Here is a 26,871-nt window from a genome sequence, read left to right on the forward strand (position 1 = left end):
CCCGATCAATCGCCCCGGTCAGTCCCGGAGCAACTCGTTGATGCTGGTCTTCGAACGCGTCCGCTCATCCACCCGCTTGACGATCACGGCGCAGTAGAGGCTCGGGCCGGGGCTGCCATCCGGGAAGGGCTTGCCGGGCAGGCTCCCCGCGACCACCACCGAATAGGGCGGTACCTCGCCATAGAAGATGTCGCCGGACGCGCGGTCCACGATCTTGGTCGACTTGCCGATGAAGACGCCCATGCCGAGCACCGAGCCTTCGCGCACGATACAGCCCTCGACCACTTCCGAGCGCGCGCCGATGAAGCAGTTGTCCTCGATGATCGTCGGCCCCGCCTGCATCGGCTCCAGCACGCCGCCAATGCCGACGCCGCCCGAGAGATGGACGTTCTTGCCGATCTGCGCGCAGGAGCCGACCGTGGCCCAGGTATCGACCATCGTGCCCTCGTCCACATAGGCGCCGAGGTTCACGAAGGAAGGCATCAGCACCACGCCCGGCGCGATATAGGCCGAGCGGCGCACGACGGCGCTCGGCACGGCCCGGAAGGCGGCGGCGCGCCAGTCATGCTCGGTCCAGCCGAGGAACTTCGAATCGACCTTGTCCCACCAGCCGCCGCCCTGCGGTCCGCCCGACTGCTGGGCCATGTCCTGAAGACGGAAGCCGAGCAGCACCGCCTTCTTCGCCCACTGGTTCACCTGCCAGACGCCGTCGCCGCCCTTCTCCGCGACACGGATGCGGCCCTTGTCGAGCCCTTCGAGCACGGTTTCGATCGCCGCGCGCGTCTCGCCGCCTGTCTGGGGCGTGATGGTGTCGCGCGCTTCCCAGGCGGATTCGATCGCGGTCTCAAGCGTCGCGGTGTCAAGGTCGGTCATGGTCATCCGTCTTTCCAGTTCCGGCTGGCAGGCTTCGGCGGCAAGCTATAATTGCGTAACATCGGGGTGGCAATCTCGCCGAACTCGCCCACGACCATTCGCCAACGAGGCAGGAATTCCATGGCCAAACTGAGCGGAACCCAGCACCGCTTCCCGGACGCCGCGGCGGATCAGGCGCAGGTAGAGCGGCAGCGCGACACGCCGCAGACGCTCTCGCCGAGCTATCGGCTCGCCTTCCTCGATCCCGATTTCCTGAAGCGGGAGGAACTGCGTCCCGTCCGGCTGCAACTCGAACTGCTGAAGCCCGAGCTTGAGATGCAGGACCGGGGAATCGTCTCGACCGTCGTCGTCTTCGGCGGCGCGCGCATTCCGGAGCGGCCCGGCGATGCCCGCGCGCCGGGTCTCGCCGGACTGGCGCATTACTACGAGGTGGCCCGGGAGTTCGCGCGTCTCGTGACACTCGCCTCGCTCGACAGCGGCTGCACCGAGAACGTGATCTGCGGCGGCGGCGGTCCGGGGGTGATGGAGGCGGCGAACCGCGGCGCGGCGGAGGCCGGCGGCTGCTCGATCAGCCTCAACATCGTGCTGCCGCACGAACAGGCGCCGAACCTCTACGGCACGCCGGACCTGAACTTCAACTTCCATTATTTCGGCATCCGGAAGATGACCTTCCTGATGCGGGCGCGGGCCGTCGCGGTCTTCCCCGGCGGCTTCGGCACGCTCGACGAGCTTTTCGAGACGCTGACCCTCGTGCAGACCCAGCGGATGGCGCCACTGCCGATCCTGCTCTTCGGCGAGGAGTTCTGGCGGCGGATCGTGGACTGGGACGCGCTGGCCGAGTCGGGCACGATCTCGCCCGAGGATCTGAACCTCTTCCGCTTCGTCGAGACGGCGGAGGAGGCGATGGCGGCGATGCGCGACTGGCCCGGCGAGCCGGAGTGACGGTCGCGCGGTCTTCGCCGGCGTCCCTGTGATCGTCCCGGTGAGCGTTCCATGTCGCCGCGGGGCTCGCGCTTTCGTGAGCCCCGGCTTGCGCCCCTCCCCCGGCCCGGCCTAGCCTCGCGCCAAGGCCGGCGCGGACCGGCATCCGGAGGACGATCATGACCGAACCGACGCCTGGCTTCGACACCCTGCAGATCCATGCCGGGTCCAAACCCGATCCCGCGACCGGCGCGCGCCAGACGCCGATCTACCAGACGACCGCCTATGTCTTTCGCGACGCGGATCACGCGGCGAAGCTCTTCAACCTCGAAGAGGTGGGCTACATCTACTCGCGCCTGACCAACCCCACGGTCTCGGTGCTGCAGGAGCGCGTCGCCGCGCTCGAAGGCGGGGTCGGCGGGGTCGCCTGTTCCTCCGGCCACGCGGCGCAGATCCTCGCGCTCTTCCCGCTGATGTCGCCCGGCAAGGACATCATCGCCTCGACCCGGCTCTACGGCGGCACGGTGACGCAGTTCTCGCAGAGCATGAAGCGCTTCGGCTGGGACGCGCGTTTCGTCGATTTCGACGACCTCGCCGCGATCGAGGAGGCGGCCTGCGACGACACCCGCGCGATCTTCTGCGAAAGCGTCTCGAACCCCGGCGGCTATGTCACGGACATTCCGGCGGTCGCCGAGGTCGCGAAGCGGCTCGGCGTGCCGCTCATCGTCGACAATACCTCGGCCACGCCCTGGCTCTGCCGCCCGATCGAGATGGGCGCGGATATCGTCGTCCATTCCACGACGAAATATCTCTCGGGCAATGGCACGGCCATGGGCGGGCTCGTCGTCGACTCGGGCAATTTCGACTGGAGCGCCTCGGACAAGTTCCCGAGCCTGACCGCGCCGGAGCCGGCCTATCACGGGCTGCGCTTTCAGGAGACCTTCGGCGCGATGGCCTATACCTTCCACGGCATCGCCATCGGCCTGCGCGATCTCGGCATGACGCAATCGCCGCAGAACGCCTTCCTGACGCTCCTCGGAATCGAGACGCTGTCGCTCAGGATGGCGCGGCACGTCGAGAACGCGGTCAAGGTCGCAAGCTGGCTCGAAGCCGATCCGCGCGTCTCGTCGGTGAGCTACGCGGGGCTCCCCTCCTCGCCCTGGCACGACCGGGTGCAACGGCTCTACCCCAAGGGGGCGGGGGCGATCTTCACCTTCGCGGTCAAGGGCGGCTATGACGCCTGCGTGAGGCTCGTCGACAGCGTGAAACTCTTCAGCCATGTCGCCAATCTCGGTGACACGCGGTCGCTCATCATCCACTCCGCTTCCACCACCCACCGCCAGCTGACGCCCGAGCAGCAGGAGGCGGCGGGCGCGGGTCCGGACGTGGTGCGGCTCTCGATCGGGATCGAGGACGCGGCGGACCTCATCGGCGATCTCGACCAGGCGCTGGCCGCCGCGACGCGCTGAGGCGACGGGAGCCGGGGGCGCGACACCCTGGCTCCTTCGCTTCCGGCTCAGATGAGCAGGAAATCCTCCTCCGTCAGATCGCCCGCGTAACCGGCGAGCGTGATCGTCAGCACGGGATCGTCGTAGGGCTCGAGCTCGTATTCGGTGAGAAGCACTTCGACGACGGTGTCCGTGGTGCCGCCGTTGGTGACGTGGCGATAGGTGATCTCGTTGACCTCCAGGCTCGCATCCTCTCCGCCGAAGCTCAGGCTCTGGCCCCCGGTGTGGATCGCGATCCGGTCGCCCTCGGACCTGTCGAAATCGGTGACCGTCCCGAGTTGGCCATAGGTTCCGGTTATGAAACCCTCTCTCATGTCAGAATGTTCCCAGATCTCGGTCGTGAACTCGAACCGGTCCGCGCCCGCGCCGCCGGTCATCTCGACGCTGGCGCCCCTCAGGGAGCCTTCCCGCTGGTACGTGCCGTCACCCGCGACCAGCCTGTCGTCGCCACCGCCGCCCTCGAGCACGTCGGTCGCCCGGAACAGCATCGCGAAGTTGTTCTGGTCGTAATAGATGATCGAGCCGCCGGAGTAGATCACGTCGTTGCCGGCACCGCCGCTCAGCACCTCGAGCGTGTCTCCGAGGCCATAGGGCGGCTCCTCGGCCTCGGAAACGTCGATGGGAAGGTGCAGCCCGCGACCGCCATGGATGACATCGTCTCCGCCGCCGCCGTCGACGACGTTGAGCCCGTAGTTGACCCGGATCTCGTTCGCCTCCGCGTCGCCGGTGATGGTATCATCGCCATTCCCGGTCTCGACATTCTCGATCGAAATAAGTGTATCGGTGCCCGAGACCCCCTCGGCGCGCGCGGTTCCCGCGGCGAGGTCCACGTCGATGTTCCGGTCGAGATAGGGGGTCGTATTGTCCCCGCCGGTGTAACCGATGAATTGCGGATAGATGAGAGTATCGGTCCCGGCCCCACCGTCGATCCGGTCGGCGCCATCGTCGGGCGGCAGCCAGTCGGGGTCGTCGAGATACTCAGCGACGATCAGGCGCCCGTCGAAGCCCCCGGAAAGGACATCATCGCCGTTTCCGCCCCTGATATCGTCGTCCCCGAAGCCGCCGATGACCGTATCGTCCCCGTCGAGACCCGACAGCGTATTGTCGCCCTCGTTGCCTCTCAGGACATTCGCGCGGCCATTGCCGGTCCCGGAGATCCCGTCGTCGCCGGTCAGCGTCAGATGCTCCAGCGGGGAGCCGAGCGTGTAGCCGACGCTCGCCAGCACGGTGTCGATCCCGCCACCCTCGTTGATCCGGTCACCGGAATTGTCGACGACATAGGTGTCGTTCCCGGAGCCGCCGGACATCGTATCGGCGCCGGCGCCGCCGTCGAGCGTATCATTCCCGCCGCGCGCGGTGATGCGGTCACGTCCGGCACCGGTTTCGATGCCGTTCGCGCCCTCGGTGCCGATGACCGTGTCATCGCCCGATCCGGTGACGAGGCTCTCGATCGAGACGAGGTTCTCCGCCGGCCAGCTCTGGCCCGGGAAGCTCACCACCCCGGAACGGAGATCGGCGCGGATCGCGGTCGTGTTCTCCGCATAGACCGCCGTGTCATTGCCTTCGCCGCCGTCGATCTGATCGGTGTTGCCGCCGCCTTCCAGCGTATCGTCGTCCCCGCCGCCGATCAGCGTGTCGCTGCCCTGGCCGCCGACCAGCAGGTTGGCCTCGCCGTTGCCCGAGAGCCGGTCGGAGGCCGAGCCGCCGATGATGCCGTCGATCAGAGTCAGGGTCTCCGGCGACCAGCTTTGCCCCGCGAAGCTGATCGTGCCGGCTTCGAGATCGGCCACGAGCGGGGTCGTGTTCACGTCATAGACCGCGATGTCGAAACCGCCCCATCCGCCGTTCAGCGTGTCGGTTCCCGTGCCGCCGAAGAGCGTATCGTCGCCTTCCCCGCCGGAGAGCGAGTCGTTCCCGGCGCCGCCATCGAGGCTGTCGTTACCCGTTTCGCCCTCCAGCACGTCGTTGCCGCCGTGCCCTTCGATCAGATCGTTCCCGGCGCCGGCACGGAACGCGTTGGCGCCGTCGTCGCCGATGAGATGGTCATCGCCGCTACCCGTTTCCGCCGCTTCGATCGAGATGATCGTCTCCGGCGACCAGCTCTGACCGGGAAAGCTGACGCGATCGTTGGGGAGATCGACCACCACGGCGGTGTCGTTGCTCTGATAGCTCGCGATGTCGAACCCCGCGCCACCGTCGAGCGTGTCGTTCGCGCCGTCGCCGGAGAGCCAGTCATCGCCATCGCCGCCATGCAGAAGATCGCGGCCCTGCCCGGCGTAGAGGCTGTCGTCGCCGGCGCCACCATCGAGCGTGTCATCGCCCTCGCGGCCGTCGAGGTAGTCATCGCCGTCGCCGCCGTTGACCTCGTCATCACCCGCGTCGCCGAAGACGACGTCATCATCCGCGCCGCCGTCCAGCGTATCATGGCCGTCGTAGCCATGAAGCCGGTCATTGCCCGCCCCGCCTTCAAGCAAGTCGTCGCCGGCGGCTTCGTCGAGCCAGGCGTCGCCGTTCAGAGTGTCGTCGCCGCCAAGTCCCCGGAGCGTGTCGTCGCCGCCAAGCCCATCGATCCGGTCTGAAGTCTCTGTGCCGGTCAGCACCTCGCTGGCCGGGGTCCCCGTGATATCCATTGTGCCTACCCCTCTCGCAGACATGCTTGCTCAACGGCGCGCAAGCGACCTCGGGAGGCAGTTCCGGACTCCGGCACCAGCGGAACCCGGACGCTTCGCGCCTCGCTCATCAACGCGAGCGCGCATGCCCGATCCGAGGAATGGCACCTGCCACCCCGGATGGGAGCGAAAGCGTTCGGTTAATGGCTTCTTAAGACGGTACCACCGACTCAACTTTCGGGAAAGCAGTTCGTTCGAACGACAACGCCGCGTTACGCTGCAACGTCTCAGCGGGCGTGAGGCGAGCGGAACCAATCCATTGAAAGTCAATGGATATTCCCACAGCCGCGAGAACCCGGGCGCCCCGTGCTCCGAGTGGTTACTTGGTTAACGGGGCGCCCTTGGGAGGAGCCTCAGATCAGCAGGAAATCATCCGCCGTCAGAGGACCGGAGTAGCCGTCGAGCGTGATCGTGAGGACATTGCGGCCGTTCGCATTATTCTCCTGCAGCGGCACCTCGATGACCGTATCCATCTCGGCTCCGTCCCAGACGCGGGAGTAGCCTATCTCGTTCAGGCCCGGAGCCGGCGTCTCGCCCACGAAATCGAGATCGCGATTCGCTTCGGATCTGATCGCGATCGTGTCGCCCTGAGACCGGTTGAAATCGGTGATGGTTCCCGTCTGTCCGAAGATCCCACGATTGCCTCCGGACGCTTCCCGTTCCCATTCCTCCGTCGCGAATTCAAATCTGTCCGCCCCCGCGCCGCCAGTCATGATGACGCTGACGGCGACGGAGTTCGAGTCGTCATTGACCCTGCCATTGCCCGCCACGAGCCGATCGTTACCTCGTCCGCCCGAAAGCACGTCGGTGGCGGCCTCCAAATGCCATCGGAACTCCCAATAATGGACCATCGAACCGCCGGAATAGATCACGTCATCGCCCGCGCCGCCGTTCAGGACCTCGATGATATCGCCGAGGCCGAGGGTATCGTCATGCCCTTCGGCGTCCCAGACCATCAGGCCCCAGCCGCCGTGGATGATGTCGTTCCCGCCGCGGCCGTTGACCGTGTTGTAGCCCTCGCCGACCTCGATCACGTTGGCGCCGTTGCTTCCGAGCACCGTATCGTCGCCCGATCCGGTGACGATGTTCTCGATCGAGACCAGATCTTCGTTCGCCCAGCTCTGTCCGGGGAAGCCGACGACGCCGGTCGCGAGGTTCACATGGACCTGAGTCGTGTTCTCCGAATAGACCGCCGTGTCGCGCCCCGCGCCGCCGTTCAGCTGATCGTTGTGGCCGCCGCCTTCGAGCGTGTCGTCGCCGGAGCCGCCGTTCAGCGTGTCGAGACCTCGGCCGCCGATGAGCAGATCGTTTCCGCCCCGCCCGACGAGGAAGTCATTCCCCTCCCCGCCGTCGAACATGTTCGCGCCACCATCGCCAAAAAGGCGGTCCGACCCGGAGCCGCCGATGATGCCCTCGATCGACCTCAGCGTCTCGGACGGCCAGGACTGACCGGGGAAGCTGATCCGGTCCTGCGACAGATCGGCGTCGAGCGCCGTCGTGTTGGCGTCATAGACCGCGATGTCGAAGCCTGATCCGCCGTCGAGCGAGTCGGTCCCCGTGCCGCCGAAGAGGAAATCGTCGCCAGCGCCACCAAGGAGCGTGTCGCCGGCCGAGCCGCCATCGAGGCTGTCGTCACCCCCGCCGCCGCGGATCAGATCGTAGCCGGCGCCACCCTCGATGGTGTCGTTTCCGGAGCCGCCCTCGATCGTGTCGCCCGCGGCGCCCCCGTCGATGAAGTCGTGGCCACCCAAGCCCCTGATGAAGTCACGAAAATTCGTGCCGAACAGCCTGTCGCTGTCCGAAGTACCGGTGATGTTCATTTCATAAACCCCTCTCACAACCCTTTCGGGACCGCGGCCGGCCCTCGCCGGCGACGGCTCATTCCGACGCGTGAACGACACCCTTGGCCGTTCCACGCCCGGATTCCGGCACCAGCGGAGTCCGGGCGCGACGCGCCCTTGGTCATCGCCACGAGCACGTCTTCCCGCACGAAATAACGTGCATCGGCGCCAGAGACGCGGACGTGATCGGTTGATGATTGTGAAGAAAACATAACACCAACTTCACTCCGGGGAAAGCAATTCGAAGCTTGGGCGCGGCGGGACGGGGCGGCGATTTGCCCTGACCCCGGCATCGTCTCGAGCGGCGACCTCTCGGAGTGGCTCCGGCCCCGCGGCCAGGCATCGGGGTGGCGTCCGTCACGCCGGCGCCCGCCCGCGGCTTGACGCGCACCCGGCCCGGGCTTAGGCGGACGGGATGGCCGAACCTCCGATCCTGACCCTCGCCGATATCGCGCTGACCTTCGGCGGCGACCCGCTGTTCTCCGACCTCGCGCTCTCGATCCACCCGGGCGAGCGCGTGGCTCTGGTCGGCAGGAACGGCTCGGGCAAGTCGACGCTGATGCGGATCATGGCCGGTCTCACGCAGGCGGACGCGGGGACGCGGTTCCTGAGGCCCGGGCTTACCGTCGGCTACATGGCGCAGGACCCCGATTTCTCCGGCTTCGCGACGCTCGGGGATTTCGCTTCGGAGGGGGTGGACCCGGCCGAGCACTGGCGGGTCGAGATGGCGATGGAAGGGGTCAAGCTCGATCCGGCGCTGGCGCCCGACGCGGCCTCGGGCGGGGAACGGCGGCGGGCGGCGCTGGCGAGGATTCTCGCCGAGGCGCCCGACCTCATGCTGCTCGACGAGCCGACGAACCATCTCGACATCGCCGCCATCGCCTGGCTCGAAAGCTGGCTCAGGGAGACGCGGACGGCCTTCGTCGTGATCAGCCACGACCGCGCCTTCCTGCGCAACCTGACCGACCGGGTGCTCTGGGTCGATCGCGGCGAGGTCCGGCGGCTCGACCGCGGCTTCGCCCATTTCGAGGAATGGCGCGACAAGGTTCACGACGAGGAGGACCAGCAGCGCCACAAGCTGAACCGGCTCATCAAGGCCGAAGCCCGCTGGGCGGTCGAGGGCATCTCCGCGCGGCGCAAGCGCAACCAGGGCCGCGTGCGCCGGCTCGCCGACCTCCGCGCCGAACGCTCGGCGCAGATCGCGCGGCAGGGCACGGCGCGGATGGAATTCGAGAGCGCGACCCGCTCGGGCAAGCTCGTCGTCGATGCCGAGCATGTCGGCAAGAGCTACGGCGAGCGGGTGATCCTGAAGGACTTCTCGATCCGGGTGAACCGCGGCGAACGGATCGCACTCGTCGGGCCGAACGGCGTCGGCAAGACCACGCTTCTCGGCATCCTCACGGGCACGCTGGCGCCCGATACCGGGCGCATCCGGCTCGGCACCAATCTCGAACCGGCGCTCTTCGATCAGAACCGCGACGAGCTGAACGACGCGGTCTCGCTCTGGGAAACGCTGACCGGCGACGCCGAGCTCGGGGTCTCCGGGCGCAACGACCAGGTGATGGTGCGGGGCCGGCCGAGGCATGTGGTCGGCTATCTGAAGGATTTCCTCTTCCCCGAGATCCAGGCGCGCGGGCCGGTCTCGGCGCTCTCGGGCGGCGAGCGGGCGCGGCTTCTGCTCGCGAAGCTGATGGCGCGGGATTCGAACCTGCTGATCCTCGACGAGCCGACCAACGACCTTGATGTCGAGACGCTCGATCTCCTGCAGGAACTGATCGACGATTACGAGGGCACGGTGCTTCTGGTGAGCCACGACCGCGATTTCGTGGACCGGATCGCGACGACGACCGTGGCGATGGAGGGCGACGGGCGCGCGACGATCTACGCCGGCGGCTGGAGCGATTATCAGGCGCAGCGCCCGCCCGACATCCCCGCGGCCCGACCCGAGCCGAAACCGGAACAAACGGCGCCGAAGGCTCCGACGCAGGCTTCCACGAAGCCCGAGGCGAAAGCGCGCACGAAGCTGAGCTTCACCGAGAGCCATCGGCTCGAAGCCTTGCCGGGAGAGATGGACCGGCTGGCGGCGGAGATCGGCAAGCTCGAATCCCTGCTCGCCGACGCGGGGCTGTTCTCCCGGGAACCGGCGAAGTTCCGGAAGGCCACCGACGCACTCGTCGCCCGGCAGAAGGCGCTGCACGCGGCCGAGGAGGAATGGCTTCATCTCGAAGCATTGCGCGAGGAGACGGGCGGATAGGCCCCACCGAGGACGCGCGGGACACAATATCGCGAACTGCGAAATCGTTATCCCATCGCCAAGGGGATGGTTCTATACCGCGAGATGCTTCATTGGGGTCCCGAGACCCTGGAACAGACGGATAACGAACACATGCGGACAAACATCTTGCGCGGCCTCGCGCTGTCGGCCATGGCGGCCCTCGCGCTGACGGCCTGCGCCTCGCCCAATAGCGGCAACATGGTCACGGCCAATCAGTCGCAGGTCGCGCAGTCGGTGAACTTCGGCACCATCACGGGCAGCCGTCCGATCACCGTGCAGGGCGGCAACAGGACCGGCGAAGTGGTCGGCACCATCGCGGGCGGCATCGCGGGCGGGTTGCTCGGCAACGAATTCGGCAAGGGCACCGGCAATGTACTCGCGACCGGCGCCGGCGCCACGGCGGGCGCCGCGGTCGGCAATCGGGTCGCCGGCAACGTGACGCAGCAGGCCTCGACCGAGTGGTTCGTCGAACTCGACAACGGCCAGAACATCTCGGTCATCCAGGCGCAGCCGGCCTTCAACGTCGGCCAGCGCGTGCAGGTGGTCCAGAGCGGCTCGATGACCCGCCTCGTGCCGTGATCCGGCGCGCCGGTGAGATGATCGCCGGGGAGTAACACGAAAGGGCCGCCGCTCATGATGAGCGGCGGCCCTTTTTGTATACATTACCTGGCGACGACGAAGCCCGGTACCGGGCCGGCCATGCGCCCCGCCTCGGGCCGTCGCCGCGCGCGGGGCGGTTCCGCCCTCAGGCGGCGCGGCGCGGGCGCCGAGGGCCGCGCGCGGGCCGGGCGGAGTCGCGGCGTGCTTCCTGATGGGCGGGCTTCGGCGCCGCCGGCTGGCCGCGACGTCCCTGCCCTTGTCCATGTCCCGCGCTCGGTTTCGGACCTCGGCGCGGCTGCTTGCGCGACGGACCCTCCTCGACGGAGCCTGGCAGAAGTCGCGTGCGCGTGACCTTCTCGACCGCGCGGAGCTTCTTGATCTCGTCGGGCGCGCAGAGCGTGATCGCGATGCCTTCCGCGCCGTTGCGGCCGGTCCGGCCGATCCGGTGGACGTAGCTCTCGGGCTCATCCGGCAGATCGAAGTTCACGACATGGCTGACGCCCGGAACGTCGATGCCGCGGGCGACGATATCGGTCGCCACCAGCACCCGCACGGTCCCGTTGCGGAAGGCGGTCAGCGCGCGCTGCCGCGCGTTCTGCGCCTTGTTGCCGTGGATCGCCTCGGCCGGGATGCCATCCTTGCCGAGATTCTGCGCCACGCGGTCCGCGCCGCGCTTGGTGCGCGCGAAGACGATGACGCGCGAGACGGCGGGATCGGCGACGATCGACGCGAGACGGGCGCGCTTCAGCGGCCCGTCGACCAGTTCGACGCTCTGCTCGATCCGCTCGACCGTGGTCGATTCGGGCGTGACCGAGACCGAGACCGGGTCCTTGAGGAAGCTCTCGGCGAGCGCGCGGACCTCGGTCGGCATCGTCGCGGAGAAGAGCGCCGACTGCCGGCGCGGGTGCAGCGCGGCGACGATCCGGCGCACCGGCTGGATGAAGCCCATGTCGAGCATCCGGTCCGCCTCGTCGAGCACGACGAAACGCGTCTGGTCGAGCTCGATCGCGCCCTCGGTCATCAGGTCGGTGAGCCGGCCCGGCGTCGCGATGACGATATCGACGCCGCGCGAGAGCGAGCGGATCTGACCGTTGCGCGAAAGCCCGCCGAGAACGAGCAGCGTGGAGATCCGCGCCCCCGCGGCGAAGGCCCTCAGGCTCTGCTCGATCTGCACCGCGAGTTCGCGCGTCGGCGCGAGGATGAGCGCGCGGCAGGTCCGGGGCGCCGGGCGCCCCTTGAGCGCGAGCAGGTGATGGAGCATCGGCAGGCCGAAGGCCGCCGTCTTGCCGGTGCCGGTCTGGGCGACCCCGAGGATGTCGCGGCCTTCGAGCTGCGGCCCGATCGACTGGGCCTGGATCGGCGTGGGCGTGGTGAAACCGGCCTTTTCGAGGCCGTGAACAAGAGGTTCCGCGAGGCCGAAGGCCGCGAAGCTGGTATTCGTCAACGTCATGTCCTTTCAGCGCGGAAGCATCTTCCGCGGCGGTTGCCGCCCCCGTCAGGCGCACATGACGAAAACAGGTGAAACGGTGATGGGCCGGATGCCCGATTGCGCCACCGCGCGGCCGGTCGCAACCGGCCCCGCCTGCACATAGGCGACTTGCCGCGGCGCGGCAAGCCTTCCCGTGTCAGGATTTCGCGTCCAAGGCCCGCGACGCGCTCAGAACTTGAAGCGTGCGCCGCCGAAGATCGCCGCGCCATCCTCGTAGCTCGCGACGTTGTCGGAATAGTCGTAGCTCCGGTAGGTCAGGTAGACCTCGGTATTCGCGCGGTCGATGTTCTGCACGGCGGCCACACCCCAGGACTTGCTTTCCGAACTGGTCGCATCGCCGGCCACGTAGAAATCGTCGCCCTTGTAGTAGTCGACCGAAAGCGCGGTATCGCCCCAGGCGAGGTATTCGCGCAGGAGGCCGAGCTTGGCATAGTACCATTGGCCGTCCGGTCCGTCCTCGGACGAGCCCGCGCCGAAGCCGAGCGTGAGGTTGACGCCGGTCGGCGTGTGCAGGCCCGACGCGGAACCGCCCCAGGCGTCGAGGCTGTCCTCCTGCCAGTAGTAGCCGAGCCCCGCCTCGGTCTCGAAATCGCCGAAGGCGTTCTCATAGGTCAGCGAGACGTCGGCGATGTTCTGGTCGCGGATATCGTCGTCGTCGGCGAGCAGGTCGCGCCCGAAGGCCGCCGCAAGGGTCACGCCCGAGAAGCTCGGCGTGTCGTAGCGCACCCGCACCCGCCTCGGCCCGTCGTAGTCGGTGAAGGCGTCGCCGATCGTCACGTCGCTGAGGCTCTCGTCGAAGCCGAGCCCGCCGCCGGAAAAGCGGAGGATCTGCCCCGCCGCGGAGTCGCCCACGCTCGAATAGGCGACGACATCGGTGCCCGAGAGGTCGATCTCCTGCACGCCATCGGTCGCCATGCTGCCCTGACCGATCGAGACCTTGCCGACGCGGTCATTGGAGAAGGCGAAGTCGAGCTTGCGGATGTTGCTGTTCGAAAACTCGAAATCGTCGGCGTTCGGCGAGTCGTTGGTGATCGAGGCGTTGGAGGTCGAGAAGGGCGAGTAGCCGATCTCGTTGGTGTTCTCGAATTCCCAGTCGCCGAACCGGCGGGTGTAGGTGAGGCCGATCCGCGACTGCGAATTGGCGTTGTCGACGAGGCCGTAGCTCTCGCTGTCCACGCCGTCGTCGTAGGAAAGGACACCCATGTTGAGCTGGCCGTAGAGCGTCAGCGTCGACCCGTTCGAGCCGGTCCATTCGATGGGCGGCAGCCCCTCGTCCTGCGCATGCGCCGCGGTCAGACTGAAAGCGGTCAGGCTCAAAGCGGTCAGGCTCGCCGCGCCAGCCAGCAGGACGGTGGTCAGGCGAGAGTGATACCCGTTCGTCATGATGCATTCACCCCTTGTCGATTTCGCCGCCATCGCGGCTCCCGGAGTGTCAGATGTGACGACCGGCCACCGTTTCACGACCTGACGGCCCCGGCGCCCCGACCTTCCCGCGCGGCGTTGCATATTCACAACAGTCTCGCGGCCGGTTGATCGCCGGGAGTCCGCGGGGTACTCCCGCCCCGACGGAACCTCGACGGAGGGGGAGCGCTGGCATGTGTGGACGCGTCATCGTGAAGACCACGATCGCGGGACTCGTCGAGGCCTTCGCGGGCGTCGCCCCGCCGGCGCCGGAGGAAGGGCTCGCAGCGAAACCGCCGAGCTGGAACGGCGCGCCGCGCCTCACCTACCCGCTGATCGTCTGGCAGCGGGACTTGCGCGGGCCGGTCTTCGTCGCCGGGAACTGGGGCTTCGTGCCTGCCTGGCAGCGCGACCCCGCCGGCGGCCGGCGGCCGATCAACGCGCGCTCCGAGACGGTCGCCTCCGCGCCGATGTTCCGCGAAGCCTGGCGGGAGCGCCGCGCGCTGATGCCGGTCGACGGTTTCTTCGAGTGGCGCGCGATCCGGGGGGTGAAACAGCCCTACGCGGTGGCGATGGCCTCGGGGGAGCCCTTCGCGCTCGCTGCGGTCTGGGAGGAATGGCACGATCCGAAGCTCGGCGCGCGGGTCCGGAGCTTCGCCGTGCTGACCTGCCCGGCCAATGCGATGATGGCGGAGATCCACGATCGCATGCCGGTGATCATCGCCCCGGAGGACTACGAACGCTGGCTCTCGGACACCCCCGATCCGCGCGACCTGCTCCGGCCCTATCCTTCCGCCGCGATGCGGATGTGGCCGGTCTCGACCCGGGTCAATTCGGTCAGGAACGATGGCGAGGATCTGACCGATCCTGTGCCCGATCCGCTGACCATGCCGGAAGGAAACGAGCCTCCGGAGGACGGGGAGCCTCCCGCGCAGGGCAGACTGTTCTGAACCGGCGCGCGCCCGACCCGGGCCGCGGCGCGAGCAGCTATTCGATCTTCAGGATCACGTCGCGGCCGGAGCCGGTCAGCCGCACGGAATCGCCGCCGACCGCGGCGACGCGCGCGCCCGCGACCGGGTCGCCCGTCCGCACCCGTTGCACCGCGCCATCGGGCAGTCGGATGAGCGCGTAGCGCGACGTCTTGGCGCCGAAGACGCCGAGAAGCGACAGGCCGCCCCGGTTGACGCCGCGGCTTTCGACCGCGCGCCGCGCGCCCTCGGACCCGAACAGCCGGCGCTGCTGCGTGGCCGGAGCCGTGACCGCGACGCGCCGGGGTTCCCGCGCCGTCTGACGCTGGAGGCTGCCCTGAGGGGTGGCCCGAACGGGCTGGGGCGCGACGGCCCTGGCGGGGACAGCGCGGACCGGCGCCGCGCTGGCCGACATGGCCCTGACCGGCGTCGCACGCGTGGCCAGAGAGGGGGCCGCGGTTGATGTCGGGCTCGGCGCGGCGGAGCGTCGTTGGCCCGGCCTCGGCTCCGGACGCTCGAACACGCCCGGTGCCGAGAGCGCGGCGACCCGCGCCGAAGCGGCGCCCACCGCCGCGGTGATCGCGGGCGACAGCGGCCGCGTGGGGTCCCCGCCCGAACGCGGCTTCGGCCGTGACGGATCGCCGATGCCCATGCCGGTCATGCCGCCAGTGATGCCGGGGGTGATGTCGAGGGCGCGCGGTTCCGGGCGCCGGATGGCACCGTTCGCATCGAGAGAGACTCCGGGGAGACCGGTGGCGGATGAAGACCCGATCGACGGGCGGGGCCTCGGCGGCGGCGCCATGTCGGACCGCGATACCACGCCGTCCACGAGCTCGGCGACGCGCGGGCCGGGCATGGGGCGGGTGAGACGCACGCCGGCGAGTTCGGGCATGTTGCGCGTCGCGATGGTCACGATCGGCTCCGGCGCGGCACGCGCGCCCGTCGCGGACGGCCGTGGCGGCGCGGGCGGGCTCATCGCGATCCTGAGATCGCGTTCGGCCCGGCGCGGTCGCGCCTCCGCCGACACGCGCGGGATGGCCGGCCCGGGCTCGGCGGCCGCGGTCAGGAGATTGGGCGTCGGCGGCTGAGCCGCCGGCGCGGTCGTTTGCGCCACGATCGGCGCCGCGCGGGCCGGGAGCGCGGCCCCCGCCATCCGCGCGGGCGCTTCCGGCGCGGGCGCGAGCGCGGCGATGAGCGCCACCGCGGCGCAGGCGAGACCGAGACCGCCGCCGGCGAGGACGGCGCCGCTCGGCGGCCAGCCGGGCAGGAAATCGGCCGCCACGGGCAGCGCGGGCCGCAGGGCCCGGGCGCCCCGGGCCAGCGCCGCGATGCCGGGCAGGGTCGGCGTGACACCGGCCGGGAAGCGCGGCGGCGTCTCGAAGCCGGTGAAAGCCCCCGCCCCCAGGAAGGCGGCGGGACGCAGGCCGTGCCGGCGCAGGAAACCCCGCGCCTCGCCAAGCGTCTCCCGCGACGCGGCGGCGAAGGCGACCTCGCCGGTGGCCGTCGCCTCGCCCGCGATCAGGACCAGCGCCTCCGGCGCGCAGCCGAGCGCGGCCGCGGCGCGTGTCCGGGCAACGGCCGCGCGGTCGCGTTCGGCGCCGGGCACCAGTCCGCGCCAGACCTCGGAGTCGGGCAGGACGACGCGAAGCCGCCCCCGGGCGCGCCGAATCGCAACGCCGAGCGCGCGCAACTGCCGCTCGTAGCCCGGTTTGGAAAGATCGATCTCGGTCGGCACGGCACCAGCACCGGCACCGACACCGACACCGACACCGACACCGACACCGACACCGACACCGACACCGACACCGACACCGACACCGACACCGACACCGACACCGACAGGCTCGTCCCCGGGAACGTCCCGGGAGGCCGCGATCGTCAGGACCGGATACCCCAGCACCAGCCGGAACAGCGGCCGCCGCGACAATTTGCTGCTCATTTCGCCCCGATCTCTGCCGAGTGTTGCCCGTATGCTTCGGAGGATAACCAAAAAACCCTGACCAGGCCAGCGCAACCTAACTTTGAGTTGCCAATCCTTTGAATTGCCAATCCTCTGGCGGATCGGCACTCAATCGCGGGCAGTGGGTCACCAGAAGGATCAACGCCGATGCGCAAACTGCTGTTCGCCGCTTTCCTGCTTATGCCCGCCGTGGCCCCCGTCGCGGCGCCCCGCGCGTTGGCCGAGGATCTCCCGGCGCGGCGGATCATCGTCACCGGCTCCGCGCAGGTATCCGCCGCGCCGGACGTGGCGACGATCTCGGGCGGGGTCGAGACCGAGGCCGCGACCGCCGCCGAGGCGCTGCGCGAGAATTCCGAGGCGATGCGCCAGATCCTCGACGCGCTCGCGGGTCTCGGGATCGCCGAGGCCGATATCCAGACCACGCGGCTGAGCCTCGATCCGGTCTGGGACCAGTCGGAAGATCGCGATGTGCCCCGCGTCACGGGCTACCGCGCCGGCAACATGGTGACGATCATCGCGCGCCAGACCGGCCAGCTCGGCGCCGTGATCGATGCGATGGGATCGGGCGGGGCGAACCGCATCCATGGCATCGGTTTCGACATGGCCGATCCCCGGGCGCAGCTCGCCAGGGCGCGGGAGGAGGCGGTGGCCGACGCGCGCGCGAAGGCCGAGACGCTCGCCCGGAGCGCGGGGGTCGAGCTCGGCGAAGTGCTGACGATCGACGAGACGCGGGGTACGGGCGGCGGACCGATCCCGATGCACGCCCGGATGGAAAGTGCCGCGCCGATCGCGAGCGGCTCCGTCGATGTCCGCTCCGAGGTCACGATCACCTACGCGCTCCGCTGACCACGCCGCTCTCGCGGAAATCTCCGGGGCCGCGCCTTCCGGCGGCCCCGGCGGTCGGCGGGGCGGCGCGCGGGAACGCGCACCGGCTTGCGCGGGCGGGCGCGGGTGCTAGGCTCGCCCGTCGGTCCCCAGAGCCAAAGGCGCCCAGCGATGTCACCATTCAGCCCGTTCATCCGCGCGACGACGCCGCCTCCCGTCATGGAGGCGCGGCGCTGGATTCAGGGACGGAGCTTCCCGGCGGATCGGCCGCTCATGAACCTGAGCCAGGCGGCGCCGATCGACCCGCCGCCCGAGGCGCTGCGCGCCCAGATGGCGCGGATGGTGGTGAGCGAACCCGACACTCATCTCTACGGCCCGGTGCTCGGCCTGCCCGCGCTCCGGGCCGAGATCGCGACGCGCTGGAGCGCGGCCTATGGCGGCGAGATCGACGCGGCCGACGTGGCGATCACCGCCGGATGCAACATGGCCTTCTGCGCCGCGCTCGCCACGCTGGCGATTCCGGGCGACGCGGTGCTCCTGCCGGTCCCGTGGTACTTCAACCACAAGATGTGGTGCGACACCGTCGGCATCGACGCGATCCCGCTGCCCTGCGACGGGCGGATGAACCCTGACATCGAGGCGGCGCATCCGCTCATGTCCTCGCGGGTCAAGGCGATCGTGCTGATCACGCCGAACAACCCGACCGGAGCGGAATATCCCGCCGGCCTCATCTCGGCCTTCGCCGCGCTCGCCCGCGCGCATGGCGCGGTGCTGATCCTCGACGAGACCTACCGCGACTTCGACTCGCGCGGGAGCCGGCCGCACAATCTCTTCGCCGATCCGGGCTGGCGGGACGTGCTGATCCATCTCTATTCCTTCTCCAAGGCCTTCCGGCTGACCGGCCACAGGACCGGCGCGATCATCACGAGCCCCGAACGGCTGGTGGAGGTGGAGAAGTTCCTCGACTCGGTCGCGATCTGCGCGCCCACGCTGGGCCAGAAGGCCGCGCTCTGGGGGCTGCGCCACCTCGGCGACTGGGTTTCGGGGGAACGGGAGGAGGTGCTGCGCCGGCGCGAGGCGATCACTCAGGGGCTCGCGCGCCTGCCGGGCTGGCGGCTTCTCGGGGCCGGCGCCTATTTCGCCTATGTCGAACACCCGTTCGCGATCCCCTCCGACGCGCTCTGCCAGCTGCTGGTCGAGGAGCAGTCGATCCTCGCGCTGCCCGGAACCATGTTCTCGCCCGACGCGAGCGGCCAGCGGCAGTTGCGCCTCGCATTCGCCAACATGGACGCGTCCGGCCTCTCCGGCGCGATCGACCGGCTCGCGGAAGTGACCGCCCGGCTCACGCACCGTGAGGGCTCTCCCCTTGCCAGCGGGGGGGCCAGCGCCTAAAAGCCCGGCCTGACCCGACCGATCGGACGAGACCGGCCATGCTCGACTTCCTGCGCGCGAAACACTCCCGGATGCTCGTCTGGGCGCTTCTGGTCCTGCTGGTGATCGGCCTCGCCGGCTTCGGCATCACCTCATCCGGCGCCCTGCGCTCGACCGAGATCGCGCGCGTCGGCGACACCGAGATCTCGGAGACCGAATATACCCGCGCGATGCAGCAGGAGATGCGCGCGCTGACCCAGCGGCTCGGCCGCGGCCTCACCATGGCGGAGGCGCGCCAGTACGGCGTCGACAACATGGTGCTCTCGCGCCTCGTCAACGACGCGGCGCTCGACGAGGAAGCCGGACGCCTCGGCATCTCGGTCGGCGACGAGACCGTCGCGCGCCAGGTGATGGATGTGCAGGCGTTCCAGGGACCCGACGGCCGGTTCAACCGCGAGACCTATGTCAACACGCTCGGCAATGTCGGCCTGCGACCGGCGGAATTCGAGGAGCAGATTCGGGGCGAGGTCTCGCGCGACATGATCGCCTCCGCGGTGCAGTCGGCGGTCGCGGCCCCGACCGCGACGGCGCGGGCGATGCTCGGCTATGTCGGCGAACAGCGCGCCTTCTCCTGGGTGCGCCTCGGCCCCGAGGCCCTGACCGAACCGTTGCCCGAGCCCGACGACGCCGCGATCCAGGCGGAATACGACGCCCACCCCGACGCCTATACGGTGCCCGAGACGCGGCGGCTCACCTATGCCGCGATCTCGCCGGAAGAACTCGCGGAGACGCTGGAGGTGCCCGAGAGCGACCTCCGGGCGATGTACGAGGCGGAGGCCGAGCGGTTCAACACGCCAGAGACCCGGCTCATCGAGCGGATCGGCTTCGGCACCGAGGAGGAGGCGGCGGCCGCGATGGCGCGGCTCGACGGGGGCGAGGTCGGCTTCGACGCGCTCGCGACCGAACGCGGGCTCTCGGCGCAGGACATCGACCTCGGCGCCGTACCCGCTTCGCGGCTCGCGCCCGAGGCGCGCGAGGCGGTGTTCGGCCTCGCCGAGCCCGGTCTCGTCGGCCCCGTCCCCACGCCGCTCGGTCCCTCGATCTACCGGGTGAACGCGATCCTGTCGGGCAGTACCACCCCCTTCGAGGAGGCGCGGCAGGATCTGCGCCGGGAGCGCGCGCTGAAGCTCGCGACCGACGAGATCGCGAATGAATCCGCGCATCTGGAGGATCTGATCGCCGGCGGCGCCACGCTCGAGGAACTCGCGGAGGAGACCAATCTCGAGCTTGGCAAGCTCGCTGTCACGGCCAGTTCCTCGGAAGGGCTGGCCGCGGATCAGGCGTTCCGCGACGCGGCGCTCCAGGGCGAAACCGGAATCGAGACCGATCTGGTCCAGCTGGCCTCGGGCGGCATCGCCTCGATCAGGGTCGACGCGGTCGAGCCTCCACGGCTCCAGACGCTCGACGAAGTGCGCGATCAGGTCGTCACCGCCTGGCGCGCCGCGGAGACCACGCGGCGGCTCGAGGCGCTCGCCAGTGGCTATGCCGAGGAAATCCGGGGCGGCCTCGCGCTCGATGCGCTGGCGACACGCCTCGGCGCGACGCTCCAGTCGGGCGGTCCGGTCGCGCGCTCGGCCCAGTTGCCGGGTGCCGGCCCCGCCTTCCTCGCCGCCGGATTCGCCGAGGAGGCCAACGCCGTCTTCGAGACGCCCGATGGCGATGACGTTCTCCTCGGCAGCGTCACCGAGATCGTCCCGTTCGACTTCACCGCCGAGGCGAACGGCGACATCGTCGCCAATGCCGAGAGCCAGCTTCGCGGCCAGGTGGCGGACGACGTGCTCACCCTCTATACCAACGCGGTCCGCGACGCCGCCGGGGTCTCGGTCAGCCCGGCCCAGATCGACGCGGTGCTGAGCCGCATTCCGTAAAGTCGAGACCCATGCTGCTTCCCGCCTTCGAAGCCTTTTCCGAAGCCTACGAACGCGGGGAGAATCAACTCGTCTGGACCCGCCTCGTCGCCGATCTCGACACGCCGGTCAGCCTGATGCTGAAGCTGACCGAGGCGGGCCGCGACAGCTTCCTGCTCGAGAGCGTCACCGGCGGCGAGATCCGCGGCCGCTATTCGATCATGGGCATGAAGCCCGACCTGATCTGGGAATGCCGGGGGGAGACCGCGCGGATCAACCGCTCGGCCCGGTTCGACCCGGAGGACTGGGCGGCCGAGGAGAAACCGCCGCTCGAGAGCCTGCGCGCGCTGATCGCCGAGAGCCGGATCGCCCTGCCCCCGGGCCTGCCGGAGATGGCGGCGGGGCTCTTCGGCTATCTCGGCTACGACATGGTGCGGCTGGTCGAACATCTGCCGGATGTAAACCCCGACCCGCTCGGCCTGCCCGACGCCGTGATGATCCGACCCACGGTCATCCTCATCGTCGATGGCGTGAAGGGCGAGGTCACGATCGTCTCGCCCGCCTGGGCCGCCTCCGGCCTTTCGGCGCGCGCGGCCTATGCCCAGGCGGCGGAGCGGGTGATGGACGCGGTGCGCGACATCGACCGCATCCCGGCGATCGCCCGCGACCTCGGACACGCGGCGAACGGCCCGGCGGAGCCGAAATCGAACACGACGCCGGAAGACTATCTCGCGATCGTCGAACGGGCGAAGGAATACATCCGCGCCGGCGACATCTTCCAGGTGGTGCCGAGCCAGCGCTGGGCCGTGCCCTTCGGCCTGCCGCCCTTCGCGCTCTATCGCGCGCTCCGCCGGACCAACCCCAGCCCCTACATGTTCTACTTCAATTTCGGCGGCTTCCAGGTGATCGGCGCCAGCCCGGAAATCCTCGTCCGGGTCAAGGAAGGCACGGTGACGATCCGGCCGATCGCCGGCACACGTCCGCGCGGCGCGACGCCCGAGGAGGATCAGGCGCTCGAAACCGAGCTCCTCGCCGATCCCAAGGAGCGGGCGGAGCATCTGATGCTGCTCGACCTCGGCCGCAACGATGTCGGGCGCGTGGCGAAGGTCGGCACCGTCGATCCGAACGAGCAGTTCATCATCGAGCGCTACAGCCACGTCATGCATATCGTCTCGAACGTGAACGGCGCGCTTTCCGAGGATCACGACGCGCTCTCCGCGCTGCTCGCGGGGCTTCCGGCCGGGACGGTCTCGGGCGCGCCGAAGGTCCGGGCGATGCAGATCATCGACGAACTCGAAACCGAGAAGCGCGGCGTCTATGGCGGCGGCGTCGGCTATTTCTCCGCCGGCGGCGACATGGACATCTGCATCGCGCTCCGCACCGCGGTGGTGAAGGACGGGACGCTCTACGTGCAGGCCGGCGGCGGCGTCGTCTATGACAGCGATCCAGGCGCGGAGCTGCAGGAGACGGTCAACAAGTCCAAGGCGCTGATGCAGGCCGCCCGCGACGCCCATCTCTTCGTCGGAGCGCGTTCGGGGAACTGAGCACGCCGGTTCCCGGCCGTCGCCTTCGCGAACGTTTGGGCGAAGAGTGTGCGAGTGACGGACCGGGGTTCGCCCTACTCCAGCGGTACGAGGGAGGGGGTGTTGCCCTCGGTATCGCGGACCGGGGGCGCGGCGTTCGGCGCCGCGGGCGGCGGGCCCACGCCAGGAACGAGCGGACCGGCGGCGTCCTCGGTGACGACGGGCCCGCTCGGGACCAGCGCGGGACGGTTCGGCGCCTCGGGCGCCTCGCCCGCGCCGCCGGGGATCGCGGGTGCGAAATAGCGGATCGGCGGGAAGAACCAGGCGAGGGCGAGCGCCACGACGCAGGCGACGAGGAGCCCCGTCGCCAGCCCCTTCCAGAAACCGCCCTTCCGGCGGCGTGCCCGGACCCGCAAAACCCCGTTCCTTCCCAGCTGGCCCTTGACCCCGTCTGACCGGCGGGGCCATGTATAACGCGCGCGCCCGCCCGTGCCAGCCGAAAAGCTTTGGAAAGTCCGCGAAATGCTGCTGCTGATCGATAATTACGACAGCTTCACCTACAATCTCTATCACTATCTCGGCCAGCTCGGAGCCGAGATGGTGGTGCGCCGCAACGACGAGATCGACGTCCAGCAGGCGATGGCGATGCGCCCCTCCGCGATCCTGCTTTCGCCCGGCCCCTGCGATCCCGATCAGGCCGGGATCTGCCTCGCGCTGATCGCCGCCGCCGCCGAGACCAGGACGCCGCTCATCGGCGTCTGCCTCGGCCATCAGGCGATCGGCCAGGCCTTCGGGGGCAAGGTCATACGCGCGGGCGAGATCGTCCATGGCAAGCTCGGCACGATCCGGCACACCGGCGCCGGCGTCTTCGCGGACCTGCCCTCGCCCTTCCACGCCACCCGCTACCACAGCCTGATCGTCGAGCGCGCGAGCCTGCCGGCGGAACTCAACGTGACGGCGGAACTCGAGGACGGGATCATCATGGGTCTCCAGCATCGCGACCTGCCGATCCACGGGGTGCAGTTCCACCCCGAGTCGATCGCCTCCGAACACGGCCATGCGCTGCTCCGCAACTTCCTCGATCTCGCGCGGGTGGCAGCATGAGCGACCGTCTCAAGACATTGATCGCCAAGGCCGTCGAAGGCCCCCTGACGCGGGAACAGGCCGAGGGGGCCTTCTCCGCGATCATGGAGGGCGAGGCGACCCCGGCCCAGATCGGCGGCTTCCTGATGACGCTCCGCGCCCGCGGCGAGACGGTGACGGAATTCGCCGCCGCCGCCGCCGTGATGCGGGCGAAATGCGTGCGCGTCCATGCGCCCGAGGGGGCGATGGACATCGTCGGCACCGGCGGCGACGGCAAGGGCACGCTCAACATCTCGACCGCGACCGCGCTCGTCGTCGCGGGCGCCGGCGTGCCCGTCGCCAAGCACGGCAACCGCAACCTGTCGTCGAAATCCGGCTCCGCCGACGCGCTCGGCGAGCTCGGCATCCAGGTCATGGTCGGCCCCGAAGTGGTCGAGCGGGCGCTGCGGGAGATCGGCATAGGCTTCATGATGGCGCCGATGCACCATCCGGCGATGCGCCACGTGATGCCCGCGCGGATCGAACTCGGCACGCGGACGATCTTCAACATCCTCGGCCCGCTCACCAATCCCGCGAAGGTGCGGCGCCAGCTGACCGGCGCCTATTCGCCGAAGGTGATCCGACCGATGGCCGAAACGCTGGCAGCGCTCGGCTCCGATCGCGCCTGGCTGGTGCATGGCGGCGACGGAACCGATGAAGTCTCGATCGCCGGCGTCACCCATGTCGCGGAGCTTCGCGACGGCAAGATCAGCGAATTCGAGATCACCCCCGCCGACGCCGGCCTGCCGAGCCACCCGTTCGAGGCGATCCGGGGCGGCACGCCGGCGGAGAACGCGGTCGCGCTCCGCCGTCTGCTCGATGGGGAGCCCTCGGCCTATCGCGACGCCGTTCTCCTGAACACCGCCGCCGCGCTCGTCGTCGCGGAACGCGCCAGCGACCTCGGCGAAGGCGTCGATCTCGCGCGCGACAGCATCGATTCCGGCGCCGCGCGCGAAAAGGCGGAACGACTCGCCACGCTGACGCGGCTCGCAGCCGAGGCCGCCCAGCAGGCGGAAGGACGAGGACGATGACGATTCTGGACGAAATCAAGGCCTACAAGCTCGCCGACATCGCCGAGCGAAAGGCTACCCGCCCGCTCACGGAGATCGAGACACTCGCCCGCGCCGCGGGTCCGGTCCGCCCGTTCGGCAAGGCGCTGCAACGCGCCTCGATGTCGGGCGGCTACGGGCTCATCGCCGAGATCAAGAAGGCGAGCCCGTCCAAGGGGGTGATCCGCGAGGATTTCGATCCCGAGGCCCTCGCCCGCGCCTACGAGGCCGGCGGCGCCACCTGTCTCTCCGTGCTGACCGACGGCCCGAGCTTCAGCGGCGACGACGACTTTCTTGCGATCGCGCGCAATGCCACCGCGCTGCCGGTCCTCCGCAAGGACTTCCTCTTCGATCCCTGGCAGGTCGTGGAATCCCGCGCGCTCGGCGCCGACTGCATCCTGATCATCCTCGCCGCGGTGAGCGACTCGGAGGCGGCCGCGCTCGAGGCGGCGGCCATCGAATGGGGCATGGACGTGCTCATCGAGACGCATGACGAGGAGGAACTCGCGCGCGCGAAGATGCTGCGCTCGAACCTCGTCGGCATCAACAACCGGGACCTCCGCACCTTCGTGACCGATCTCGCGGTGACCCGGCGGCTGGCGCGCGATGTGGAACCGGACCGGCTGATCATCTCGGAATCCGGCATCGCGACGCGGCAGGATCTCGCGAAGCTCGCGAGCTACGGTGTGCGCTGCTTCCTGGTCGGCGAGACGCTGATGCGCGAGGAGAACGTGGAGGGCGCCACCCGGGCGCTGCTGCGGAGTCCCTGGACGCCGGAAGCCGGCTGATGTCCGGCCTCACCCATTTCGACGCCAGCGGCGCGGCCTCGATGGTCGATGTCTCCGAGAAGCCCGCCACCGCGCGGGAGGCCGTCGCCCGGGGCACGATCCGCATGGCGCCCGAGACCCTCGCGCTCTTCATGGCCGGAACGGCGAAAAAGGGCGATGTGGCGGGCGTCGCACGTCTCGCCGGGATCATGGGCGCCAAACGCACCGCCGATCTCATCCCGCTCTGCCATCCGCTGGCGCTCTCGCGCGTCGCGGTCGATCTCACGGCCGAGCCCGAGGCTGGCCAGGTCGTGATCGAGGCGCGGGTGAAGACGACCGGCCCGACCGGTGTCGAGATGGAGGCGCTGACCGCCGTCTCCGTCGCCGCGCTGACGGTCTACGACATGCTGAAGGCCGTCGACCGCGGCATGGTCATCGGCGAGATTCGCGTGGTCATGAAGGACGGCGGCGCCTCCGGACGATTCGAGGCGCCATGACGATCCCGATCGAGACAGTTCCGCGCATGACGGGTCCGGACAACACGGGTCCGATCAGCACGGGCCCTGTCGTACGGCTCCGGCCATGACCGGGCTCATCAGCGTCGACGAGGCACGCGAGCGGCTCCTCGCCCTCGTCGCGCCGCTTGGTACGGAGCAGGTCGCGCTCGCCGCCGCCGGTGGGCGGGTGCTGGCGGAGGACGCGGTGGCGACGCGCGCGCAACCGCCCTTCGACGCCTCGGCCATGGACGGCTATGCGATCCGCGAGGCGGACTACCGGGCGGGCCGCGCTCTCTCGGTGATCGGAACCTCGGCCGCGGGCGCGCGGTTCGGCGATGCCGTCGCTCCGGGCACCGCCGTGCGGATCTTCACCGGCGCGCCCTTGCCCGAAGGCGCGGAGCGGGTGGTGATCCAGGAGAATGTCACCCGGACCGGCGATTCCGTGACCCTGAACGAGGCCGCGCCGGGCGGCGTCAACATCCGTCCCGCCGGAGGCGATTTCCGCCCGGGGGCACGGATCGCCGCGCCCCGCCGGCTCGGACCGGGCGATCTCGCGCTGATGGCGGCGATGAACATCGGCCGGCCGGTCGTCCGGCGCCGCCCCATCGTCGCCCTGATCGCGACGGGCGATGAGCTTGCGATGCCGGGAGAAGAACCGGCGAGCGACCAGATCCTCTGCTCGAACAGCTTCGGGCTCAAGGCCATGCTGGAGACCGCCGGCGCCGAGGCACGGCTGCTGCCGATCGCGCGGGACACGACCGAGAGCCTCATGGCGGCCTTCGATCTCGCCGCCGGCGCGGATCTGATCGTCACGCTGGGTGGCGCCTCGGTCGGCGACCATGACCTCGTGCGCTCGACCGCGGTGGAGCGCGGGCTCGAACTCTCGTTCTACAAGATCGCCATGCGGCCGGGCAAACCGCTGATGGCCGGCCGGCTCGGCACCACGCCGATGATCGGCCTCCCCGGCAACCCGGTCTCCGCGATGGTCTGCGGCCTGCTTTTCGTGGTCCCGGCCGTCCACCGCCTGCTCGGCCTTCCGGCCGATCCCCCCGCGCGCGTTTCCGCCCGCCTCTCGGCCTCGCTTGAGCGGAACGGCGAGCGCGCGCATTATATGATGGCCCGCGCCGAGGCCGATGCGGGAGGCTGGCGGGTCGAGGCCTTCGGGCGGCAGGATTCTTCGCTGCTCTCGGTCTTGTCGCAGGCGAACGCTCTGCTGATCCGCCCGGTGGATGACCCGGCGCGGACCCGGGGCGATCAGGTTGAGTTCATGTGGATTTGATCAACCTGAGTTTGTATTTTCGGAAT

The 26,871-nt window shown here is 69.4% G+C and carries 21 protein-coding genes; 14 read left to right on the top strand and 7 right to left on the bottom strand.

Features of this window, described 5'->3' with window-relative positions:
• Positions 1 to 18: 18 nt before the first annotated feature.
• Positions 19 to 873 carry a 2,3,4,5-tetrahydropyridine-2,6-dicarboxylate N-succinyltransferase gene (gene dapD / locus ACLJK8_RS04890; protein ID WP_413149097.1) on the bottom strand — a complete coding sequence of 285 codons (855 nt, stop codon included), beginning with the start codon at positions 871 to 873 and terminating at the stop codon, positions 19 to 21.
• A gap of 120 nt (positions 874 to 993) precedes the next feature.
• Here dapD and ACLJK8_RS04895 point away from each other — a divergent pair, with 120 nt between their 5' ends.
• On the top strand, positions 994 to 1,815 hold the full coding sequence (locus tag ACLJK8_RS04895) for a TIGR00730 family Rossman fold protein (RefSeq protein ID WP_413148982.1): 822 nt from the start codon (positions 994 to 996) through the stop codon (positions 1,813 to 1,815).
• A gap of 158 nt (positions 1,816 to 1,973) precedes the next feature.
• Positions 1,974 to 3,263, top strand: a complete 1,290-nt coding sequence (locus ACLJK8_RS04900) for an O-acetylhomoserine aminocarboxypropyltransferase/cysteine synthase family protein (RefSeq protein ID WP_413148983.1) — start codon at positions 1,974 to 1,976, stop codon at positions 3,261 to 3,263.
• A gap of 47 nt (positions 3,264 to 3,310) precedes the next feature.
• Here ACLJK8_RS04900 and ACLJK8_RS04905 read toward each other — a convergent pair whose 3' ends face one another.
• Together ACLJK8_RS04905 and ACLJK8_RS04910 are read right to left on the bottom strand one after the other, a co-directional pair.
• Complete coding sequence (locus ACLJK8_RS04905) at positions 3,311 to 5,932, bottom strand: calcium-binding protein (protein WP_413148984.1); 2,622 nt, start codon at positions 5,930 to 5,932, stop codon at positions 3,311 to 3,313.
• Positions 5,933 to 6,324: 392 nt separating this feature from the next.
• The gene (locus ACLJK8_RS04910; RefSeq protein WP_413148985.1) at positions 6,325 to 7,791 is read right to left on the bottom strand and encodes a calcium-binding protein; all 1,467 of its coding nucleotides are present in this window, start codon (positions 7,789 to 7,791) and stop codon (positions 6,325 to 6,327) included.
• Between the two features lie 436 nt (positions 7,792 to 8,227).
• Between ACLJK8_RS04910 and ACLJK8_RS04915 the strand changes: the two genes are divergently transcribed.
• Together ACLJK8_RS04915 and ACLJK8_RS04920 are read left to right on the top strand one after the other, a co-directional pair.
• Positions 8,228 to 10,066 carry an ABC-F family ATP-binding cassette domain-containing protein gene (locus tag ACLJK8_RS04915; protein ID WP_413148986.1) on the top strand — a complete coding sequence of 613 codons (1,839 nt, stop codon included), beginning with the start codon at positions 8,228 to 8,230 and terminating at the stop codon, positions 10,064 to 10,066.
• A 132-nt stretch (positions 10,067 to 10,198) separates the two neighbouring features.
• The gene (locus ACLJK8_RS04920) at positions 10,199 to 10,666 is read left to right on the top strand and encodes a glycine zipper 2TM domain-containing protein (protein ID WP_413148987.1); all 468 of its coding nucleotides are present in this window, start codon (positions 10,199 to 10,201) and stop codon (positions 10,664 to 10,666) included.
• A 166-nt stretch (positions 10,667 to 10,832) separates the two neighbouring features.
• Here ACLJK8_RS04920 and ACLJK8_RS04925 read toward each other — a convergent pair whose 3' ends face one another.
• Positions 10,833 to 12,131 carry a DEAD/DEAH box helicase gene (locus ACLJK8_RS04925; protein ID WP_413148988.1) on the bottom strand — a complete coding sequence of 433 codons (1,299 nt, stop codon included), beginning with the start codon at positions 12,129 to 12,131 and terminating at the stop codon, positions 10,833 to 10,835.
• A gap of 213 nt (positions 12,132 to 12,344) precedes the next feature.
• Positions 12,345 to 13,559, bottom strand: a complete 1,215-nt coding sequence (locus tag ACLJK8_RS04930; RefSeq protein ID WP_413148989.1) for a porin — start codon at positions 13,557 to 13,559, stop codon at positions 12,345 to 12,347.
• A 212-nt stretch (positions 13,560 to 13,771) separates the two neighbouring features.
• Here ACLJK8_RS04930 and ACLJK8_RS04935 point away from each other — a divergent pair, with 212 nt between their 5' ends.
• The gene (locus ACLJK8_RS04935; RefSeq protein WP_413148990.1) at positions 13,772 to 14,527 is read left to right on the top strand and encodes an SOS response-associated peptidase; all 756 of its coding nucleotides are present in this window, start codon (positions 13,772 to 13,774) and stop codon (positions 14,525 to 14,527) included.
• 37 nt (positions 14,528 to 14,564) lie between these two features.
• On the opposite strand, the gene ACLJK8_RS04940 is transcribed toward ACLJK8_RS04935, so the two are convergent.
• Positions 14,565 to 16,484 carry a hypothetical protein gene (locus ACLJK8_RS04940; RefSeq protein ID WP_413148991.1) on the bottom strand — a complete coding sequence of 640 codons (1,920 nt, stop codon included), beginning with the start codon at positions 16,482 to 16,484 and terminating at the stop codon, positions 14,565 to 14,567.
• Positions 16,485 to 16,652: 168 nt separating this feature from the next.
• On the opposite strand from ACLJK8_RS04940, the gene ACLJK8_RS04945 reads away from it, so the two are divergent.
• The 4 genes from ACLJK8_RS04945 to trpE all read left to right on the top strand — a co-directional run bounded on the left by ACLJK8_RS04945 (position 16,653) and on the right by trpE (position 22,152).
• Complete coding sequence (locus ACLJK8_RS04945; protein ID WP_413148992.1) at positions 16,653 to 17,351, top strand: SIMPL domain-containing protein; 699 nt, start codon at positions 16,653 to 16,655, stop codon at positions 17,349 to 17,351.
• 150 nt (positions 17,352 to 17,501) lie between these two features.
• The gene (locus tag ACLJK8_RS04950; RefSeq protein ID WP_413148993.1) at positions 17,502 to 18,722 is read left to right on the top strand and encodes an aminotransferase; all 1,221 of its coding nucleotides are present in this window, start codon (positions 17,502 to 17,504) and stop codon (positions 18,720 to 18,722) included.
• A gap of 38 nt (positions 18,723 to 18,760) precedes the next feature.
• On the top strand, positions 18,761 to 20,629 hold the full coding sequence (locus tag ACLJK8_RS04955; protein WP_413148994.1) for a SurA N-terminal domain-containing protein: 1,869 nt from the start codon (positions 18,761 to 18,763) through the stop codon (positions 20,627 to 20,629).
• An 11-nt stretch (positions 20,630 to 20,640) separates the two neighbouring features.
• A complete protein-coding gene (gene trpE / locus ACLJK8_RS04960; protein WP_413148995.1) occupies positions 20,641 to 22,152 on the top strand; it encodes an anthranilate synthase component I in 1,512 nt (503 codons plus the stop codon).
• Between the two features lie 74 nt (positions 22,153 to 22,226).
• Here the strand turns inward: trpE and ACLJK8_RS04965 are convergent, their stop codons facing one another.
• Positions 22,227 to 22,547, bottom strand: coding sequence for a hypothetical protein (locus ACLJK8_RS04965; protein ID WP_413148996.1), 321 nt, complete (start codon positions 22,545 to 22,547; stop codon positions 22,227 to 22,229).
• A 106-nt stretch (positions 22,548 to 22,653) separates the two neighbouring features.
• Here ACLJK8_RS04965 and ACLJK8_RS04970 point away from each other — a divergent pair, with 106 nt between their 5' ends.
• The 5 genes from ACLJK8_RS04970 to glp all read left to right on the top strand — a co-directional run bounded on the left by ACLJK8_RS04970 (position 22,654) and on the right by glp (position 26,845).
• Positions 22,654 to 23,235, top strand: coding sequence for an anthranilate synthase component II (locus ACLJK8_RS04970; RefSeq protein ID WP_413148997.1), 582 nt, complete (start codon positions 22,654 to 22,656; stop codon positions 23,233 to 23,235).
• A complete protein-coding gene (gene trpD, locus ACLJK8_RS04975) occupies positions 23,232 to 24,284 on the top strand; it encodes an anthranilate phosphoribosyltransferase (RefSeq protein ID WP_413148998.1) in 1,053 nt (350 codons plus the stop codon). Before ACLJK8_RS04970 ends, trpD begins: the two co-directional genes overlap by 4 nt.
• Positions 24,281 to 25,090 carry an indole-3-glycerol phosphate synthase TrpC gene (gene trpC, locus ACLJK8_RS04980; RefSeq protein ID WP_413148999.1) on the top strand — a complete coding sequence of 270 codons (810 nt, stop codon included), beginning with the start codon at positions 24,281 to 24,283 and terminating at the stop codon, positions 25,088 to 25,090. Before trpD ends, trpC begins: the two co-directional genes overlap by 4 nt.
• Positions 25,090 to 25,566: a cyclic pyranopterin monophosphate synthase MoaC gene (gene moaC, locus ACLJK8_RS04985; protein ID WP_413149000.1), complete on the top strand. Its 477-nt coding sequence runs from the start codon at positions 25,090 to 25,092 to the stop codon at positions 25,564 to 25,566. Before trpC ends, moaC begins: the two co-directional genes overlap by 1 nt.
• Before the next feature lie 85 nt (positions 25,567 to 25,651).
• On the top strand, positions 25,652 to 26,845 hold the full coding sequence (gene glp / locus ACLJK8_RS04990) for a gephyrin-like molybdotransferase Glp (protein WP_413149001.1): 1,194 nt from the start codon (positions 25,652 to 25,654) through the stop codon (positions 26,843 to 26,845).
• Positions 26,846 to 26,871: the final 26 nt, after the last annotated feature.

The sequence above is a fragment of the Amaricoccus sp. W119 genome (genome assembly GCF_047275745.1).
Taxonomy (GTDB): Bacteria; Pseudomonadota; Alphaproteobacteria; order Rhodobacterales; family Rhodobacteraceae; genus Amaricoccus.

Bases quoted from the DNA above. Each gene is read 5' to 3' on its own strand.
- dapD (WP_413149097.1), bottom strand. From the start codon at position 873: ATGACCGACCTTGACACCGCGACGCTTGAGACCGCGATCGAATCCGCC.
- ACLJK8_RS04895 (WP_413148982.1), top strand. From the start codon at position 994: ATGGCCAAACTGAGCGGAACCCAGCACCGCTTCCCGGACGCCGCGGCG.
- ACLJK8_RS04900 (WP_413148983.1), top strand. From the start codon at position 1,974: ATGACCGAACCGACGCCTGGCTTCGACACCCTGCAGATCCATGCCGGG.
- ACLJK8_RS04905 (WP_413148984.1), bottom strand. From the start codon at position 5,932: ATGGATATCACGGGGACCCCGGCCAGCGAGGTGCTGACCGGCACAGAG.
- ACLJK8_RS04910 (WP_413148985.1), bottom strand. From the start codon at position 7,791: ATGAACATCACCGGTACTTCGGACAGCGACAGGCTGTTCGGCACGAAT.
- ACLJK8_RS04915 (WP_413148986.1), top strand. From the start codon at position 8,228: ATGGCCGAACCTCCGATCCTGACCCTCGCCGATATCGCGCTGACCTTC.
- ACLJK8_RS04920 (WP_413148987.1), top strand. From the start codon at position 10,199: ATGCGGACAAACATCTTGCGCGGCCTCGCGCTGTCGGCCATGGCGGCC.
- ACLJK8_RS04930 (WP_413148989.1), bottom strand. From the start codon at position 13,559: ATGACGAACGGGTATCACTCTCGCCTGACCACCGTCCTGCTGGCTGGC.
- ACLJK8_RS04935 (WP_413148990.1), top strand. From the start codon at position 13,772: ATGTGTGGACGCGTCATCGTGAAGACCACGATCGCGGGACTCGTCGAG.
- ACLJK8_RS04940 (WP_413148991.1), bottom strand. From the start codon at position 16,484: ATGAGCAGCAAATTGTCGCGGCGGCCGCTGTTCCGGCTGGTGCTGGGG.
- ACLJK8_RS04945 (WP_413148992.1), top strand. From the start codon at position 16,653: ATGCGCAAACTGCTGTTCGCCGCTTTCCTGCTTATGCCCGCCGTGGCC.
- ACLJK8_RS04950 (WP_413148993.1), top strand. From the start codon at position 17,502: ATGTCACCATTCAGCCCGTTCATCCGCGCGACGACGCCGCCTCCCGTC.
- ACLJK8_RS04955 (WP_413148994.1), top strand. From the start codon at position 18,761: ATGCTCGACTTCCTGCGCGCGAAACACTCCCGGATGCTCGTCTGGGCG.
- trpE (WP_413148995.1), top strand. From the start codon at position 20,641: ATGCTGCTTCCCGCCTTCGAAGCCTTTTCCGAAGCCTACGAACGCGGG.
- ACLJK8_RS04970 (WP_413148997.1), top strand. From the start codon at position 22,654: ATGCTGCTGCTGATCGATAATTACGACAGCTTCACCTACAATCTCTAT.
- trpD (WP_413148998.1), top strand. From the start codon at position 23,232: ATGAGCGACCGTCTCAAGACATTGATCGCCAAGGCCGTCGAAGGCCCC.
- trpC (WP_413148999.1), top strand. From the start codon at position 24,281: ATGACGATTCTGGACGAAATCAAGGCCTACAAGCTCGCCGACATCGCC.
- moaC (WP_413149000.1), top strand. From the start codon at position 25,090: ATGTCCGGCCTCACCCATTTCGACGCCAGCGGCGCGGCCTCGATGGTC.
- glp (WP_413149001.1), top strand. From the start codon at position 25,652: ATGACCGGGCTCATCAGCGTCGACGAGGCACGCGAGCGGCTCCTCGCC.